This window comes from Escherichia sp. WS1368 (assembly GCF_046487485.1).
GTDB classification, from domain to species: domain Bacteria; phylum Pseudomonadota; class Gammaproteobacteria; order Enterobacterales; family Enterobacteriaceae; genus Escherichia; species Escherichia coli.
This window is the reverse complement of record NZ_JBJQJI010000003.1, coordinates 1-14,933: the sequence shown is the minus strand read 5'-3', so window position 1 is coordinate 14,933 and position 14,933 is coordinate 1. Positions and strand designations below refer to the sequence as shown.

Sequence of the window (14,933 nt, the reverse complement as noted above, 5' to 3'; positions counted from 1 at the left end):
ACGGGTGTTATTCTGCTTACGCAAAAATTTTATTTTTAATTATATTTCATTATTATTTCATCAATGTATTCTTTGGATTTTGCTTATAATAATAATGGAAGGGATGATTATAAATGAATGCGTTATTGCATTTACACTCAGGATGAATATATGGGAAAGATTAAAATTGTAGTTTCAGATCAGCAGCCGTTTATGATTGATGGGATAATTGGATTTCTCGGACATTATCCCGATTTATATGAGGTTGTTGGGGGCTATAAAGATCTGAAGAAAGCTATCGCGGAGTGTAACAAATCTGCAGCCCAAATATTTATTTTAGGAGAATTTGCAGGTGGAATGATGGGGTCCGAACTCATAAAATGGGTTAAATCGCATAAAATAGATGCTCATATTATTACATTTGTAGCAAAAATGCCGTATATTGATTCAATAAAATTGCTTGAAGCCGGTGCGAAAGGATGCGTATGGAAAACCAGTCATCCGGCGAAACTAAATCGCGCTATTGATTCGATTAGTAATGGTTACACTTATTTTGATAGTGTACATATGGATTGTGAAAAAATATCTTCAAGATATTCCTCTGATAATCAACTTACAAATCGTGAGTCTGAAATACTACAACTCATAGCTGATGGGAAAACAAACAAAGAAATCGCTAATTTCTTGCAGTTAAGCAGGAAAACAGTCGAAACTCATAGACTCAATATCATGAAGAAATTAGATGTTCACAGTGGTATCGAGTTGATCAAAACAGCTTTACGTATGGGTGTTTGCACTATATAAAAAAAAGAGGCTTTAGGTTTATTTTGCTAAAGCCTTACGCTTGTCTATTTCATTAAGTCTGGTATATACAACATATATTTTTTTTGCATATTGCAGCCTCTTTTTTTTGTTTTCCATTGCAAAACCCGCGTTATATGTCCCCAGACATTGCCACGTTACCCCACAACGTGAAAAATGATTATATAAAATCTCGGTCCCTATTTTAATGTTCAGACAGGGGTTATCTAACAAATCTCGTTCATCTTTTATTATTCCACGTTTTTTTAACATGGGAATGTGCATCTGGTTTATCTGCATTAAACCATAATCAACACTCTTTATATTGTTTTTCTTATCCCTGTTTTTGCCGATGCTATCATTTTTTAAATTACTTTCAACAAGAGCGATAGCTTTGATCAAATTTGGTTCGATTCTGAAAATTGATCCTGCTTCATTAAAGCAAGCGCTACTGGCGAAAGACATTTTTGTAATTAATATAGAAAACATGAAGATGGATAAGATTTTAACTTTGGGTAAGCGCATATATTTTTATGTGTAGGATTGAAGGAAAGGAACGAGATACTAATATATTCAGTATCTCGTTAATCATTTAAGTGGTCAATTATCTACCATTCCAGTTCATAGTAAGGAGAGATAGGATTATCTTTCGAATACATATCATTTTGAAAAGATGCCATCCATGTTGAAACTATAAATGCTTGTATTTGATCTGTATCAGTAGTACTGGTGGTGATGTGTTTATCTAATGAAACGACTTCATCACCCGTTGCGGTTGCTATATTTAAACTTTGAGAAAAATTATTCATATTGATTGGATTAGTCATAAAATTCCCTTTTTTATTTGTCCAGGCCAATAGCCTATACACAATACTTTTTAATCTAGAGTATTTGATATATATTGCAATAAGGTAATTATCTTAGATGTTTTCATCTCTGTTGTTGACATAACCAGTTGCATACATCTAAACAATAAAATTGCGACAATAAAGATTTATCGCATACAAATTCTCGTCAGTTGCTTTAGTTTCAAAATGTTGTCAATTATAACTCGATGGCTTTCACTCGAAGTTTCTTTATAGTAGAGTTTCATGTTGCTTTTGAGCGGGTTAGGCACATACATATCTACACACTCTTTTATCACAACTGCTTTTCGTCTTCTGGGTTCGAGTTGTAGTGATTTGTCTATACAAATCCTTGCCTCTTCAATTCTTTCATTATGAAAATTGACAAGTGCTCTATAGTAGTAGAGAGAGGCTATATCAGTTGTGTGTATCTTAGCCTGTTCAAATAAGATATGAGATACTTTTGCTTGTCCAGACAGACCAGTTATCAGTCCCATAATAGCTAAAATTTTTCCATCGACATTGGTTATGTCTGATACATAATGTAAAAGCTCTAATGCTTTTTGAGCAGCAAGTTCAAGTTCATACTTTCCATGAAGTGCCAAAGACATATGGCATTCCGCTAGCAGACAATAACATTCTATTTTTAGCGTCTGTATATCACTTTTATTTTGTAATCCATCAAATATAGCCATAGCCCTGTAAATGCTTTCAGGAGTAAACTCGTAAAGTTCTTTCTTACCAGCCAACAGTTCATCTGATAAATAATGATTCTTATAACCTTGGTCCGGTTTAGCTAATCTTACAGAACGCTCTGGATTATGTACCGTTTGAAGGATATTATCTATAATAAATTGTGATGTGTTATGTAGTTCATCAACAGGAAGATGATTACTGGCGATGAGGAAAAGATTTTTAGCGTCGATCAGTTCAATGTATAAAGTTTTCACCGCGTTATTCTGGTTTATTCTTCCTGTAACGAAATAATCTGGCTTGAATCTTCTCAAAAATGAATTTTGCGATATGTGATCATTACAAAAATTTGTCGCAGCCATCGGATAGGTATAAAGGCCATCGATTTTTTTATTCGAAATGTTTTGCACTAATTCCTGATTAAGTATTAATGGATCCAGAGTATTCAATGAAGTGGTGAAAGGAAATATAGCTATGGAATAGTCTGAAGTGTTATCTTCATTTATTTTAGTTTTGAAAACCTGTCCACTGAAACGATAACCTTTCCGGTAGATTGTTTCTATGCAACGATCATAGCCAATTTTTTCAAAAATGCAGCGCAAAGAATAGATACATCTTGTCAGGGACTCGTCACTTACAATAATATTTTTCCATACTGATTCGATGATCATATCTTTCAGGACAACATGACCAGCGGATTCAAGTAATACGATCAATACTCCTAACTCTTTCGGTGGAATATAAATCTGCTCATTTCCTTGAGTAAGAATTCCATCTTCCGTGAGCGTTAATCCCTCGAGAAAATGATATGAGAATTTATTTTCTAAGTCCATTAGTTATCCTCTATGAAAAAATTGGTTTCTTGCATCCTGCATAAGCAATAGAAATTGTGGCTATTCATATTTATGTGTCATTAATGCTACAGGAGTTTACATTCGACATATCTATGATTGTGTTCACTAATTTATCTTAGGAATTCAGTGATGTAATCTGAAATAGCCTTATTCAATTTTGATAAAATAGATTGTTCTCTAACGCGTTGAAAAATAGTAATTTATAGTGTGTTCTTAACTGTTTTAAGATGTTGATTTAAGAAAACATAAGAGAAGCTGGTCATAGTGGTTAACTGCACTATAACCAGCAATTTTTACCAAATGCTTGTAATGCTTAGCCATTATCTTCTGAATTATCGGTTAAGAGTTCAATATATGCCTGCGCTTTGCTCTTAACACTTTCATCCTCACAATTGTTAATAATATGATAGAAACATTGCATTGCGTTATCGATATTTTTAGCCCCAATTTGACATTGACCCATACGATAAATAACTGAATAGTCATCATACGGGGAGTAATTGTAACTTAGTTTGTAAAGGTCATATGCTTGTTGATATTTCTTTTTTGACTGGCATACTGATGCAAAACCTTTTAGATATTCATGATTTTCGAACGCATAAATGCACAGAAATTTATAATAAATTTCTGCGTCCGTTATATTACCTTTTTCATGGTAGTCGAATGCATATGCATATATTCTATCAAGGATATCAGGAGTCAATCCATGTAGTAATGCCAGATTTTCTCCTTGTGATAATGCGTGTTTTAGTTGACTTGCCCATTCATCACTGTTATTGAATATTTCAAGTGTATCTGTGCTCATAATATTCCTCTGTGATGTGTTTCGTGATGCTAAATTATTATTAATTGACTCATTATTTTTTGCATTTATCTTTTTTGAATTATGAGTTTTAAGCTTGCATTGCTTAAGGGTATATTGGTTTATTATTAGTAAAAATACTGACCACTATAAACCAATAATGTCATTAGTTGTTTTGCTAATATTCACCTTATTAGTTATCTTATTTACGACATTTCATAAATGCCTTAATATGCATGACCTTGATTCATATTATCAATTTCCCTTTTTTCGATGAAAATTAAAAAGGGGATTTTTGCGAAGGGTAGTAAGTCGTCTAGTTTTTTTTCTTTATTATGTCTGGTGACGAGGGGGGATAGAACGTCGGTGCATATAGTAGAGAATTTATTCAGGTCTAAATTATTCTCTATTTTGGCCAGTTTTATGAGTTCATTTGTAGCCATACTCATTAAATCATCTGTTATCGGAAATTTATATATGCTCATAGCCGATAATATTGCTTGCTGAATTATTTCTTCAGAAATATCCGCTATCTTTATTGACAAATCATGTGTTAGATATTTTCCTCCAAGAGATTCTTGTTCAATATAATTTAAACCAGACCTCATCGTAATTTTAACTGGATTCACGTATTTCTCTTCATTTTTCTTATTTTTGTTCTCCTGATCAGGAACTAATGGTTGCAGTGGTAGGCTATTATTAATATTTCGTGGCTTCATTTTACATTTCTCTCATTTGATTAGAGCAAAATCCGAATTCGCAGCTTCTGATAATGTCAAATATCACCTTTTCTCATGCTTTATTCTATCAAAAATCGCTCATTTTTACTTTTTTTACCATAATGTTACTTAGTGGCATCGGCAATTTACATAACTTACATGTTGTTTTTTATATCCTGAAAAAACAGATAGATAGTGTGCACACTCGAAATGATATTGGTAACATAAATAGCTTTATTCGTGACAAACATCTCAAAAGATTTCCTTTATTATTTTCGAAATTCATTTGATCAAGGTTATCACCTTATGGAGACGTTACGTAGAATGACTATATTTGTTATCGGCACATTAGGGGTATTAAATTTAGTATTGATGGAAGGTGATTATTGAACAGTAACATCGAGTCACGGTCAAAATGTGAGGTATATAATGGACATTGAGTTTTCGCAGATTCATGAAATGGTCTATATGCATGATATTGTAAATTCGGACTCGAAAAAGAAACCAAGGATTCCGTTAAAAAAATTCCTTAATGCTGAGAAAGTTCTCACGCAAACAACATCATGGGTACTAAATTCAAGATATGTGAATGTTAATTCTGTCAGTAAAGTCAACGTAAAGAGTAAAGTTAAAAACAGTTATATCTCACGATCTGTCAATGATGAGTTTAGTTTAACAGATGATGAAATCAATTCTTTTAAAGAAACGTTAGTCCTTTCCTCTATTGATTCTCTAAGTAAACTGGTTCTTAATAATCCTCTTTCTGTATTGTTTACATCGACTGTACGAAGGAATAATAATAGAGCTAAGATGAATGTTGAGTTCGACTCATGGATTTGCACCAGATGTTGTTGATACATGATATTTTGCATTGCAAGGTGATATCTAAAATGAAAGATGTTGATCAAAACTTTGATGCTTTATACTGGCATATACTACAAGCATATTTAATTTTATTGTTTTATGATTAACGAGGTTCCATCTTTTTATTATCTATTTAAGTTTACCTTGCACAATGCATTATTGCTCTGTTACCAATACTCAAAATAAAAGCATGCTTACCTTGCTTTAGTATATTATAGCTTACACTTTTTTCTGGAAAGACATAAAAATCAGGAATAAGTTCTGCAAGTCTATCATCATCGACTTGATCCATGATCTCAAATTTATTAACTTTCTTTGATGTTAAATGGGCTGTGTCATAGTTTTCAATCCATGTGTATTCAATATTTCGCCGTATTGACTTACTTTCTCTGTTACCTTGTTGCCAGGTTCCGCTCAACGCAACAGTTCCTGTTTTATTTTTTTGGTTATACATAAAGTCGATGGTAAGATTTGCTCGCCCCTTGTCATTAAAAATTACCCAATTTGCAGTGCATGTTTCATTATATATCATTTTTTCTGCAGTATAAGAGTAAACAATGAAGAGAATAAACCCACTGATAAAAACTAAAATAAATAATAAGTTTTTTTTATAATCAATCACGATTAACCTCACGGTAAGACAGGGTTAAACAGCCTGCCACTTCATGTTGGTTATAGTTTTTATTGCATGCCATAACAATCATCCCTGGTGAGGATTTTGCAAGAGGGAAGTATAACCACGGATATTTTTTACAGTTAATCCCCGAATCCAGTATCCGTGTCTTATATTTATCGAACTCTTTCAACCCATCAATTGTATCTTCTGTCACATTAAAATGGCAGCCATTAATTTCCGCAACAGTCTTGTAATCCTTGAAGAATGGCTTCGGTTGATTATTATTCCATAGCCAATGTGCAGAATATACGCCTATAGCAAATATGCTCAACATAATTAGATAACTTTTTATATGTTTGAGGATTTTGTTATTGAAATTGTTTGCGCCACCAATGCTCTCTTTGTACCCCGCATTACCTTTTATGGCAGGTGGGGCATTGTGTGTATGTGCGTCTGTTGAAGAGTTTATTACATGATTTTGTATGTTAATGTCATTATGAATCTTGAATCCTCTTCTCGGCACGGTTGCAATAAGCGAGTGGGTGGTATCACCAACAGCGCGAAATCCGCGTCTGATAATGGATATGTTCTGATATAACGTGTTAGTTGGCACACGCATACCTTCTTCTTCCCAGACTCTGGTGAAAAAATCTTGTTGTGCAACCACATCAGGAAAAGCTTCAAGTAGAAGTGATAAACAACGACTGGCTGGCGTTGTCAGAACGACGTTAAGATCGGCGTTATGTACCGATATTAATTTTCGGTGCTCAGGCCAGAACTCGATATTATCGTTAATAATCCAGTACATACGTCAATAGACACTAAATCAATCAAAATGGAAATCACATAGTTTGCTAAGTATATTGGTATTTACGGCATAAATATATATTAATTTTATATTTATCATAATGATTGAAATGAGGCTTTAATGTCGCAACGTAAAACTTTACGTAAATTAACATGATTAACATTTATGCCACTATTGTTTGTAAATTCATATTTCGTAATGCTTCTGAATTTTTCGTGTGATGGTTTTAAATACCATGTTGTTTACTCTTGGGGTTACTGCTTATTTGTAAAATACGGGCATTTCAATAGATGCCCGTATAAGCAGAGTATGATTCTGGCAGATTATTTAGTATCAATGTTGGACCGAATGTGAACGAATAAATAACTCGTTTATTTTACCACCCATTCTCTTTTCGATTCGTTGCTTGTACGCGTAGATGCTACGGATATCCATATCCAGAACTTCAGCAATCTGATATGGATTATAACCAGAAACCATATATCCCATTATGGTGAATTCCATCTGAGTTAATGTGTTCCCTCTGGTAAATGATAAATAACGACCAATAAATAGTTGTCTGATCTTTTCATTGGCAACATCAAGACCATCATCATTATATATGACAGCAGATATTGCAGAGTTGTGTTTTCGCCAGTAGTTAGCTAACGATTGCATATTGCGGTCGCTGACTAAAACAATCCCCATGTCAGTACTTGCAAGATAGTCAATCCAGTCTTTTTCAAGGAATAGACGTAAAAAACTTACTGAAAAATCGACAAAAATATATCCGCTTAATCTCGCATTGTGGTTTTTTGTTAAAATACCTTCCACCACACCACGATTAAAATATGAACTTTCTTCGGGCCACATACAAAAACACGAGTTTGCGCAATACTGCAAACGCGGTGACTCTTCTGGCATTATTTGGCAATGCATTGAGCAACTATTGCATGTAAGACTTTTATAACGACTACAAAGCCCATGTTAAGAACCTCCCTATCCGTATATAATTGCATAATTTCATTGGTTATTGATGATGTCAATACACCATGATTTTGTAAATTTGCTGGGAAAAATTGCGATTAATCTGAATTTGCTATAATTCTGAGTAAAGCATTTAAAAATGCATTTCTCGTTATTAAATATGATTATGTTTCACTGATTTAATCTTACCTGGTTGATGGTGGTTCAGATAACTATCTCATGGTATGAGAATATCTATATCGCAAATTGTTTTTGAATGACCAGAAGATATCTTGCGAATCTAAGTTATGCATCTTAAATAGTCTTATTTAAGATGTTCAGATCTCTTTGTGTGTTTAACTAACTGATAATACTAGGATATGACGAGAGAAGTGATAGAGCGGAGTTATAACAAATGAACATTATGAAAACTGGAATGGTTCAAAATTGTAGCAATTTTGAACCATTCACAATGGATATTAGCTAAAGAACATTACCGATACGCACAGGATACCCACGATCAGCGTAATCAGATTTCCGATGGAACGCCAGGGTTTAAGCGCCGGGATGAGATACGTTGACAGCGTAGGCATGATGAAAAGTATCATGGCAATGAGCGGGCCGCTGATCGCGTAAATCATCGAAATCGCGTTCGGGTTAATGCAACAAACAATGAAGGTAATCAGCGATACCAACATAATTGATAGTGCGCGGTTAAATGCACGACTTTTCTTTACACCAACCTGCTGTAGTGTTGTTTTGACGACCTCTGTGGCACCTTCAATAACGCCAAAGTACGTACCCAGGAATGATTTCGACATCGCAACTACTGCGACAATAATCCCGGAAATTGACAACCATGCTGGGGCGTTCGGCAGCATAGAAAGCGCCGATAAAATGGTAACCCCTTCTTCTTTAGCCGCTTCAATATACGAAGGTGGAATAGAAAGCAGGCAGCTAAAGACAAAGAACAGTACACTTATGCAGATGATGAGATAAGCGACTTTCATAATTTTTTTGCATTTATCCATAGCATGTTCGCCATATTTTTCACGTCTGTCTATGGCAAACGTAGAAATAATGGGCGTATGGCTAAAGGCGAAAACCATCACGGGAATCGATATCCATATCTGGTGAAGGGTATTCTGATTGAACTCTACCTGGGTAGTTAATAGATCAGGTTGCCAACTACCGACCAGGTAAATAGAAAGAAATAAGAAATAGGCAATCAATGGGAATACCAAAAATCCCATTACCCGAATAGTGGCATGGCGTCCCATCAGAAAAATGAGATTCAGGATTAATACAACACCCAGACTCACCAACATACGGATGCGAAGATCAATAACCATATGCTTTGCCAGCTGTTCCGTAAGTGAGTTGGTAATTGCCACGGCATATATCAACACGACGACAAAAAAGGCGATGAAGTACAGCGTGGTAATCAGATTACCAATCTTCTTGCCATAGTAGTGTGTTACCGCGCCCGTTATCCCTTCACCTGCTGATGTTTTTGATGAGAGGATGAACTGGCATAAGGCTTTATGTGGCCAATATGTTAAAGGCCAGGCGACCAGAGCAGTAATAAACAGGACCACAGCCCCTGCCGAACCTAACTGAATAGGAAGGAAGAGCGTGCCTGCACCAACGGCTGTGCCGTAGAGCGCGAAACTCCACAGAGTTTCTTCTTTTGACCAAATATTAGACATTATCTGAACGTATCATCTACAAATTAAACAAAATGGAGGGCAATTTACCATAAACCAGGTTAAGTATGGGAGATTAACGCCCTTTCTACCTCTCTATTGGTGGGTTAGTGGTTGCAAACCTTACGTGCCAGTTATGTCTCTGACTGCTGGTCAGGCGTATTTCCTTTGTGATAAAAATCACTTTTTTTAAACAATTAAGATAACTGTAATTAACAATCATTTACTATTGCACTGTTAATTGGTGCGAGGTTGTGATGAAAGACGTTGTGATTGTCGGGGCGTTACGGACACCTATCGGCTGCTTTCGTGGTGCGTTAGCGGGTCATTCCGCCGTGGAACTTGGCAGCCTGGTCGTGAAAGCATTAATAGAACGTACCGGTGTTTCTGCATATGCGGTGGATGAAGTGATTCTTGGTCAGGTGTTGACTGCAGGGGCAGGGCAGAATCCGGCAAGGCAATCGGCTATTAAAGGTGGTCTTCCTAATAGCGTTTCTGCAATCACGATTAATGACGTTTGCGGTTCCGGGCTTAAAGCACTGCATCTGGCTACTCAGGCGATACAGTGTGGCGAGGCTGATATTGTCATCGCCGGTGGTCAGGAAAACATGAGTCGCGCACCACATGTTCTGACTGATAGCCGCACCGGTGCACAGCTTGGCAATAGCCAGTTGGTTGACAGTCTTGTGCACGATGGGTTGTGGGATGCCTTCAATGATTATCATATTGGTGTCACCGCCGAAAATCTGGCTCGCGAATATGGCATCAGCCGTCAGTTGCAGGATGCTTACGCACTTAGCTCGCAACAAAAAGCGCGAGCGGCGATTGACGCCGGACGATTTAAAGATGAGATCGTCCCGGTAATGACCCAAAGTAACGGTCAGACGTTGGTTGTTGATACCGATGAACAGCCACGCACTGACGCCAGTGCAGAAGGCTTAGCCCGTTTAAATCCTTCATTTGATAGTCTCGGCTCTGTGACAGCGGGTAATGCATCATCCATAAACGATGGCGCAGCTGCAGTAATGATGATGAGCGAAGCCAAAGCACGAGCGTTGAATTTACCCGTGCTGGCCCGCATCCGCGCATTTGCCAGTGTTGGTGTAGATCCGGCATTGATGGGAATTGCGCCGGTGTATGCGACCCGCCGTTGCCTGGAGCGTGTTGGCTGGCAGTTGGCTGATGTCGATCTTATCGAGGCTAATGAAGCGTTTGCTGCACAGGCGCTTTCGGTTGGCAAGATGCTTGAATGGGATGAGCGTCGGGTCAATGTCAATGGTGGCGCGATCGCACTCGGTCACCCAATAGGCGCTTCCGGTTGCCGAATCCTCGTTTCTCTGGTTCATGAAATGGTGAAACGTAATGCCCGCAAAGGACTGGCTACGCTTTGTATCGGCGGGGGCCAGGGCGTGGCATTGACCATTGAACGTGACGAATAGCTCTGCATTTCCTCCTTACCGATAAATATCAGCCGTCATTAATCTGTTGAATAATGGTGGCTGGCGAGTCGACATACATTTTCAGGGCTCCCTGATTTTTCCATTCTCATGACATATTCGTGATCGACACTGCACTTTTTTCAGTCCTTAACTTAAAAATGAAACATTGTTTTATTTTTAATTGAAAACCCTATCCCGTGGGCATATCATCCCCTTATAGAGAAAACGAAACAGCGTTTCACTATCGTTTTCTATTTTCACGCTTCACTGATTATCGGAGGTTGATGTGGACGTAAGACAGAGCATCCACAGTGCGCATGCAAAAACGCTGGATACCCAGGGGCTGCGCAATGAATTTTTGGTTGAAAAGGTATTTGTCGCCGATGAGTACACCATGGTTTACAGCCACATTGACCGTATAATTGTTGGCGGCATTATGCCGGTAACTAAAACGGTTTCCGTTGGCGGGGAAGTTGGTAAACAACTCGGCGTAAGCTATTTCCTGGAACGTCGCGAGTTAGGTGTTATCAATATTGGCGGTGCCGGTACGATTACTGTCGATGGTCAATGCTATGAAATCGGTCACCGCGACGCCCTGTATGTTGGTAAAGGTGCAAAAGAAGTTGTCTTTGCCAGTATTGATACCGCCACTCCGGCGAAGTTTTATTACAATTGCGCACCCGCGCATACGACGTATCCCACCAAAAAAGTCACACCGGACGAAGTATCTCCAGTCACGTTAGGCGATAACCTCACCAGTAACCGTCGCACGATTAACAAATATTTTGTCCCGGATGTACTGGAAACCTGCCAATTGAGTATGGGGCTGACGGAGCTGGCTCCGGGTAACTTGTGGAACACCATGCCGTGTCACACCCACGAGCGCCGGATGGAAGTTTATTTCTATTTCAATATGGATGATGACGCCTGCGTTTTCCACATGATGGGGCAGCCGCAAGAAACGCGTCATATTGTGATGCATAACGAGCAGGCGGTGCTCTCCCCGAGCTGGTCGATCCATTCCGGTGTCGGAACCAAAGCTTATACCTTTATCTGGGGCATGGTCGGTGAAAACCAGGTCTTTGATGATATGGACCATGTGGCCGTTAAAGATTTGCGCTAGTTGTGGGCATAAACGAATAAGGTATTGTTATGATTTTAAGTGCATTTTCTCTCGAAGGTAAAGTTGCGGTCGTCACTGGTTGTGATACTGGACTGGGTCAGGGGATGGCGTTGGGGCTGGCGCAAGCGGGCTGTGACATTGTTGGCATTAACATCGTTGAACCGACTGAAACCATCAAGCAGGTCACGGCGCTGGGGCGTCGTTTTTTAAGCCTGACCGCCGATCTGCGAAAGATTGATGGCATTCCAGCACTGCTGGATCGCGCGGTAGCTGAGTTTGGTCATATTGATATCCTGGTGAATAACGCCGGATTGATTCGGCGCGAAGATGCTCTCGAGTTCAGCGAAAAAGACTGGGACGATGTCATGAACCTGAATATCAAGAGCGTATTCTTCATGTCTCAGGCAGCGGCGAAACACTTTATCGCGCAAGGCAATGGCGGCAAGATTATCAATATCGCGTCAATGCTCTCCTTCCAGGGCGGGATCCGTGTGCCTTCTTATACCGCATCAAAAAGCGGCGTGATGGGCGTGACGCGATTGATGGCGAATGAATGGGCTAAACACAACATTAATGTTAATGCGATAGCTCCGGGTTACATGGCAACCAACAATACTCAACAACTACGGGCAGATGAACAACGTAGCGCGGAAATTCTCGACCGCATTCCAGCTGGCCGTTGGGGACTGCCGAGTGACCTGATGGGGCCGGTAGTGTTCCTTGCCTCCAGCGCTTCAGATTATGTGAATGGTTATACCATTGCCGTGGATGGCGGTTGGCTGGCTCGTTAATTCATTTCTCTTACTTTTATGACCCTGCCGCATGGCAGGGTTTTTTATACCTGTAGATCATCATAATCCATATCATGGTTATGAAATAATCCATATCAATTATCAATTAATGAACTTTATGAATTTTATCTGCTTTAAAATTAGGTGGTTAATAATAATCTCAATTATTCAACTTAATTTGAAAATTGGAATATCCATCACATAACGACATGTCGTAGCAATTTAATCCATATTTATGCTATTTCCGACCTGACACCTGTGTGAATTGTTCACGTATTTTTTCACTATGTCTTACTCTCTGCTGGCAGGAAAAAATGGTTACTATCAATACGGAATCTGCTTTAACGCCACGTCCTCTGCGGGATACGCGGCGTATGAATATGTTTGTTTCGGTAGCTGCTGCGGTCGCAGGATTGTTATTTGGTCTTGATATCGGCGTAATCGCCGGAGCGTTGCCGTTCATTACCGATCACTTTGTGCTGACCAGCCGTTTGCAGGAATGGGTGGTCAGTAGCATGATGCTCGGCGCGGCAATTGGTGCGCTGTTTAATGGTTGGCTGTCGTTCCGCCTGGGGCGTAAATACAGCCTGATGGCGGGGGCCATCCTGTTTGTGCTCGGCTCGATAGGGTCCGCTTTTGCGACCAGCGTAGAGATGTTAATCGCCGCTCGTGTGGTGCTGGGCATTGCTGTCGGGATCGCGTCTTACACCGCTCCTCTGTATCTTTCTGAAATGGCCAGTGAAAACGTTCGCGGTAAGATGATCAGTATGTACCAGTTGATGGTCACACTCGGCATCGTGCTGGCGTTTTTATCCGATACAGCGTTCAGTTATAGCGGTAACTGGCGCGCAATGTTGGGGGTTCTTGCTTTACCAGCAGTCCTGCTGATTATTCTGGTTGTCTTCCTGCCAAATAGCCCGCGCTGGCTGGCGGAAAAAGGGCGTCATATTGAGGCGGAAGAAGTATTGCGTATGCTGCGCGATACGTCGGAAAAAGCGCGAGAAGAACTCAACGAAATTCGTGAAAGCCTGAAGTTAAAACAGGGCGGTTGGGCACTGTTTAAGATCAACCGTAACGTCCGTCGTGCTGTATTTCTCGGTATGTTGTTGCAGGCGATGCAGCAGTTTACCGGTATGAACATCATCATGTACTACGCGCCGCGTATCTTCAAAATGGCGGGCTTTACGACCACAGAACAACAGATGATTGCGACTCTGGTCGTGGGGCTGACCTTTATGTTCGCCACCTTCATTGCGGTCTTTACGGTAGATAAAGCAGGGCGTAAGCCGGCTCTGAAAATTGGTTTCAGCGTGATGGCGTTAGGCACTCTGGTGCTGGGTTACTGCCTGATGCAGTTTGATAACGGTACGGCTTCCAGTGGCTTGTCCTGGCTCTCTGTTGGCATGACGATGATGTGTATTGCCGGTTATGCGATGAGCGCCGCGCCAGTGGTGTGGATCTTGTGCTCTGAAATTCAGCCGCTGAAATGCCGCGATTTTGGCATCACCTGCTCAACGACGACAAACTGGGTGTCGAATATGATTATCGGCGCGACCTTCCTGACACTGCTTGATAGCATTGGCGCTGCCGGTACATTCTGGCTCTACACTGCGCTGAACATTGCGTTTGTGGGCATCACTTTCTGGCTCATTCCGGAAACCAAAAATGTCACCCTGGAACATATCGAACGCAAACTGATGGCAGGCGAGAAGTTGAGAAATATCGGCGTCTGATTTCACGGGCCGGATGTGCTGTACATCCGGCCCTTTTTTGTGCACAGAAAACCCCCAGCTAGGCTGGGGGTTCCGGAAAGCTTTCAGCTTTGAGCCAGTTATTCAAACCCCTTTTGATTTGTTAAAACACCTTGCGGTCTGGCAACTGCAAGTGTCAAACAAGAAATCAAAAGGGGGTCCCAATGGGGGACGAAAAGAGCTTAGCGCACACCCGC

General features: G+C 39.8%; 16 protein-coding genes. 7 read left to right on the top strand and 9 right to left on the bottom strand.

Annotated features, from left to right (window positions below; genetic code table 11):
• Positions 1 to 150: 150 nt before the first annotated feature.
• On the top strand, positions 151 to 783 hold the full coding sequence (locus tag ACJHYD_RS08810; RefSeq protein WP_000516283.1) for a LuxR C-terminal-related transcriptional regulator: 633 nt from the start codon (positions 151 to 153) through the stop codon (positions 781 to 783).
• An 18-nt stretch (positions 784 to 801) separates the two neighbouring features.
• Here the strand turns inward: ACJHYD_RS08810 and ACJHYD_RS08805 are convergent, their stop codons facing one another.
• The 5 genes from ACJHYD_RS08805 to ACJHYD_RS08785 form a co-directional block, all read right to left on the bottom strand.
• Positions 802 to 1,305: a lytic transglycosylase domain-containing protein gene (locus ACJHYD_RS08805; protein ID WP_001239202.1), complete on the bottom strand. Its 504-nt coding sequence runs from the start codon at positions 1,303 to 1,305 to the stop codon at positions 802 to 804.
• A gap of 83 nt (positions 1,306 to 1,388) precedes the next feature.
• Positions 1,389 to 1,607, bottom strand: a complete 219-nt coding sequence (locus ACJHYD_RS08800) for a hypothetical protein (RefSeq protein ID WP_000184106.1) — start codon at positions 1,605 to 1,607, stop codon at positions 1,389 to 1,391.
• A gap of 167 nt (positions 1,608 to 1,774) precedes the next feature.
• The gene (gene ygeH, locus ACJHYD_RS08795; protein ID WP_000362666.1) at positions 1,775 to 3,151 is read right to left on the bottom strand and encodes a HilA family transcriptional regulator YgeH; all 1,377 of its coding nucleotides are present in this window, start codon (positions 3,149 to 3,151) and stop codon (positions 1,775 to 1,777) included.
• A 334-nt stretch (positions 3,152 to 3,485) separates the two neighbouring features.
• Positions 3,486 to 3,977, bottom strand: coding sequence for a tetratricopeptide repeat protein (locus tag ACJHYD_RS08790; protein ID WP_000102383.1), 492 nt, complete (start codon positions 3,975 to 3,977; stop codon positions 3,486 to 3,488).
• A gap of 224 nt (positions 3,978 to 4,201) precedes the next feature.
• Positions 4,202 to 4,693 carry a hypothetical protein gene (locus ACJHYD_RS08785; protein WP_001551581.1) on the bottom strand — a complete coding sequence of 164 codons (492 nt, stop codon included), beginning with the start codon at positions 4,691 to 4,693 and terminating at the stop codon, positions 4,202 to 4,204.
• Positions 4,694 to 5,122: 429 nt separating this feature from the next.
• On the opposite strand from ACJHYD_RS08785, the gene yqeK reads away from it, so the two are divergent.
• Positions 5,123 to 5,548: a protein YqeK gene (gene yqeK / locus ACJHYD_RS08780; RefSeq protein ID WP_000350607.1), complete on the top strand. Its 426-nt coding sequence runs from the start codon at positions 5,123 to 5,125 to the stop codon at positions 5,546 to 5,548.
• Positions 5,549 to 5,583: 35 nt separating this feature from the next.
• Positions 5,584 to 5,664 (top strand): hypothetical protein, encoded by an 81-nt coding sequence (locus ACJHYD_RS08775; RefSeq protein WP_072132081.1) that lies wholly within the window; start codon positions 5,584 to 5,586, stop codon positions 5,662 to 5,664.
• A gap of 32 nt (positions 5,665 to 5,696) precedes the next feature.
• Here ACJHYD_RS08775 and yqeJ read toward each other — a convergent pair whose 3' ends face one another.
• From yqeJ to ACJHYD_RS08755, 4 genes are all read right to left on the bottom strand, one after another.
• Positions 5,697 to 6,179 carry a protein YqeJ gene (gene yqeJ / locus ACJHYD_RS08770; protein ID WP_000568331.1) on the bottom strand — a complete coding sequence of 161 codons (483 nt, stop codon included), beginning with the start codon at positions 6,177 to 6,179 and terminating at the stop codon, positions 5,697 to 5,699.
• On the bottom strand, positions 6,172 to 6,981 hold the full coding sequence (locus ACJHYD_RS08765) for a transcriptional regulator (protein ID WP_001551580.1): 810 nt from the start codon (positions 6,979 to 6,981) through the stop codon (positions 6,172 to 6,174). The genes yqeJ and ACJHYD_RS08765 overlap by 8 nt, the downstream gene beginning before the upstream one ends.
• Before the next feature lie 333 nt (positions 6,982 to 7,314).
• A complete protein-coding gene (locus tag ACJHYD_RS08760) occupies positions 7,315 to 7,899 on the bottom strand; it encodes a helix-turn-helix transcriptional regulator (RefSeq protein ID WP_086676236.1) in 585 nt (194 codons plus the stop codon).
• Between the two features lie 506 nt (positions 7,900 to 8,405).
• Positions 8,406 to 9,635 (bottom strand): amino acid permease, encoded by a 1,230-nt coding sequence (locus ACJHYD_RS08755; RefSeq protein WP_000065950.1) that lies wholly within the window; start codon positions 9,633 to 9,635, stop codon positions 8,406 to 8,408.
• 254 nt (positions 9,636 to 9,889) lie between these two features.
• On the opposite strand from ACJHYD_RS08755, the gene ACJHYD_RS08750 reads away from it, so the two are divergent.
• From ACJHYD_RS08750 to araE, 4 genes are all read left to right on the top strand, one after another.
• Positions 9,890 to 11,071, top strand: a complete 1,182-nt coding sequence (locus ACJHYD_RS08750; protein WP_000656041.1) for an acetyl-CoA C-acetyltransferase — start codon at positions 9,890 to 9,892, stop codon at positions 11,069 to 11,071.
• Between the two features lie 286 nt (positions 11,072 to 11,357).
• Positions 11,358 to 12,194 carry a 5-dehydro-4-deoxy-D-glucuronate isomerase gene (gene kduI, locus ACJHYD_RS08745; protein ID WP_060588765.1) on the top strand — a complete coding sequence of 279 codons (837 nt, stop codon included), beginning with the start codon at positions 11,358 to 11,360 and terminating at the stop codon, positions 12,192 to 12,194.
• Between the two features lie 29 nt (positions 12,195 to 12,223).
• Positions 12,224 to 12,985, top strand: a complete 762-nt coding sequence (gene kduD, locus ACJHYD_RS08740; RefSeq protein WP_000603518.1) for a 2-dehydro-3-deoxy-D-gluconate 5-dehydrogenase KduD — start codon at positions 12,224 to 12,226, stop codon at positions 12,983 to 12,985.
• Between the two features lie 314 nt (positions 12,986 to 13,299).
• Entirely contained in the window at positions 13,300 to 14,718 is a 1,419-nt protein-coding gene (gene araE, locus ACJHYD_RS08735) for an arabinose-proton symporter AraE (protein ID WP_000256426.1), read from the top strand.
• Positions 14,719 to 14,933 lie beyond the last annotated feature (215 nt).

Excerpts from the sequence above, each read along its gene's own strand:
- ACJHYD_RS08810 (WP_000516283.1), top strand. The coding sequence starts at position 151 with ATGGGAAAGATTAAAATTGTAGTTTCAGATCAGCAGCCGTTTATGATT.
- ACJHYD_RS08805 (WP_001239202.1), bottom strand. The coding sequence starts at position 1,305 with ATGCGCTTACCCAAAGTTAAAATCTTATCCATCTTCATGTTTTCTATA.
- ACJHYD_RS08800 (WP_000184106.1), bottom strand. The coding sequence starts at position 1,607 with ATGACTAATCCAATCAATATGAATAATTTTTCTCAAAGTTTAAATATA.
- ygeH (WP_000362666.1), bottom strand. The coding sequence starts at position 3,151 with ATGGACTTAGAAAATAAATTCTCATATCATTTTCTCGAGGGATTAACG.
- ACJHYD_RS08790 (WP_000102383.1), bottom strand. The coding sequence starts at position 3,977 with ATGAGCACAGATACACTTGAAATATTCAATAACAGTGATGAATGGGCA.
- ACJHYD_RS08785 (WP_001551581.1), bottom strand. The coding sequence starts at position 4,693 with ATGAAGCCACGAAATATTAATAATAGCCTACCACTGCAACCATTAGTT.
- yqeK (WP_000350607.1), top strand. The coding sequence starts at position 5,123 with ATGGACATTGAGTTTTCGCAGATTCATGAAATGGTCTATATGCATGAT.
- ACJHYD_RS08775 (WP_072132081.1), top strand. The coding sequence starts at position 5,584 with ATGAAAGATGTTGATCAAAACTTTGATGCTTTATACTGGCATATACTA.
- ACJHYD_RS08765 (WP_001551580.1), bottom strand. The coding sequence starts at position 6,981 with ATGTACTGGATTATTAACGATAATATCGAGTTCTGGCCTGAGCACCGA.
- ACJHYD_RS08760 (WP_086676236.1), bottom strand. The coding sequence starts at position 7,899 with ATGCATTGCCAAATAATGCCAGAAGAGTCACCGCGTTTGCAGTATTGC.
- ACJHYD_RS08755 (WP_000065950.1), bottom strand. The coding sequence starts at position 9,635 with ATGTCTAATATTTGGTCAAAAGAAGAAACTCTGTGGAGTTTCGCGCTC.
- ACJHYD_RS08750 (WP_000656041.1), top strand. The coding sequence starts at position 9,890 with ATGAAAGACGTTGTGATTGTCGGGGCGTTACGGACACCTATCGGCTGC.
- kduD (WP_000603518.1), top strand. The coding sequence starts at position 12,224 with ATGATTTTAAGTGCATTTTCTCTCGAAGGTAAAGTTGCGGTCGTCACT.
- araE (WP_000256426.1), top strand. The coding sequence starts at position 13,300 with ATGGTTACTATCAATACGGAATCTGCTTTAACGCCACGTCCTCTGCGG.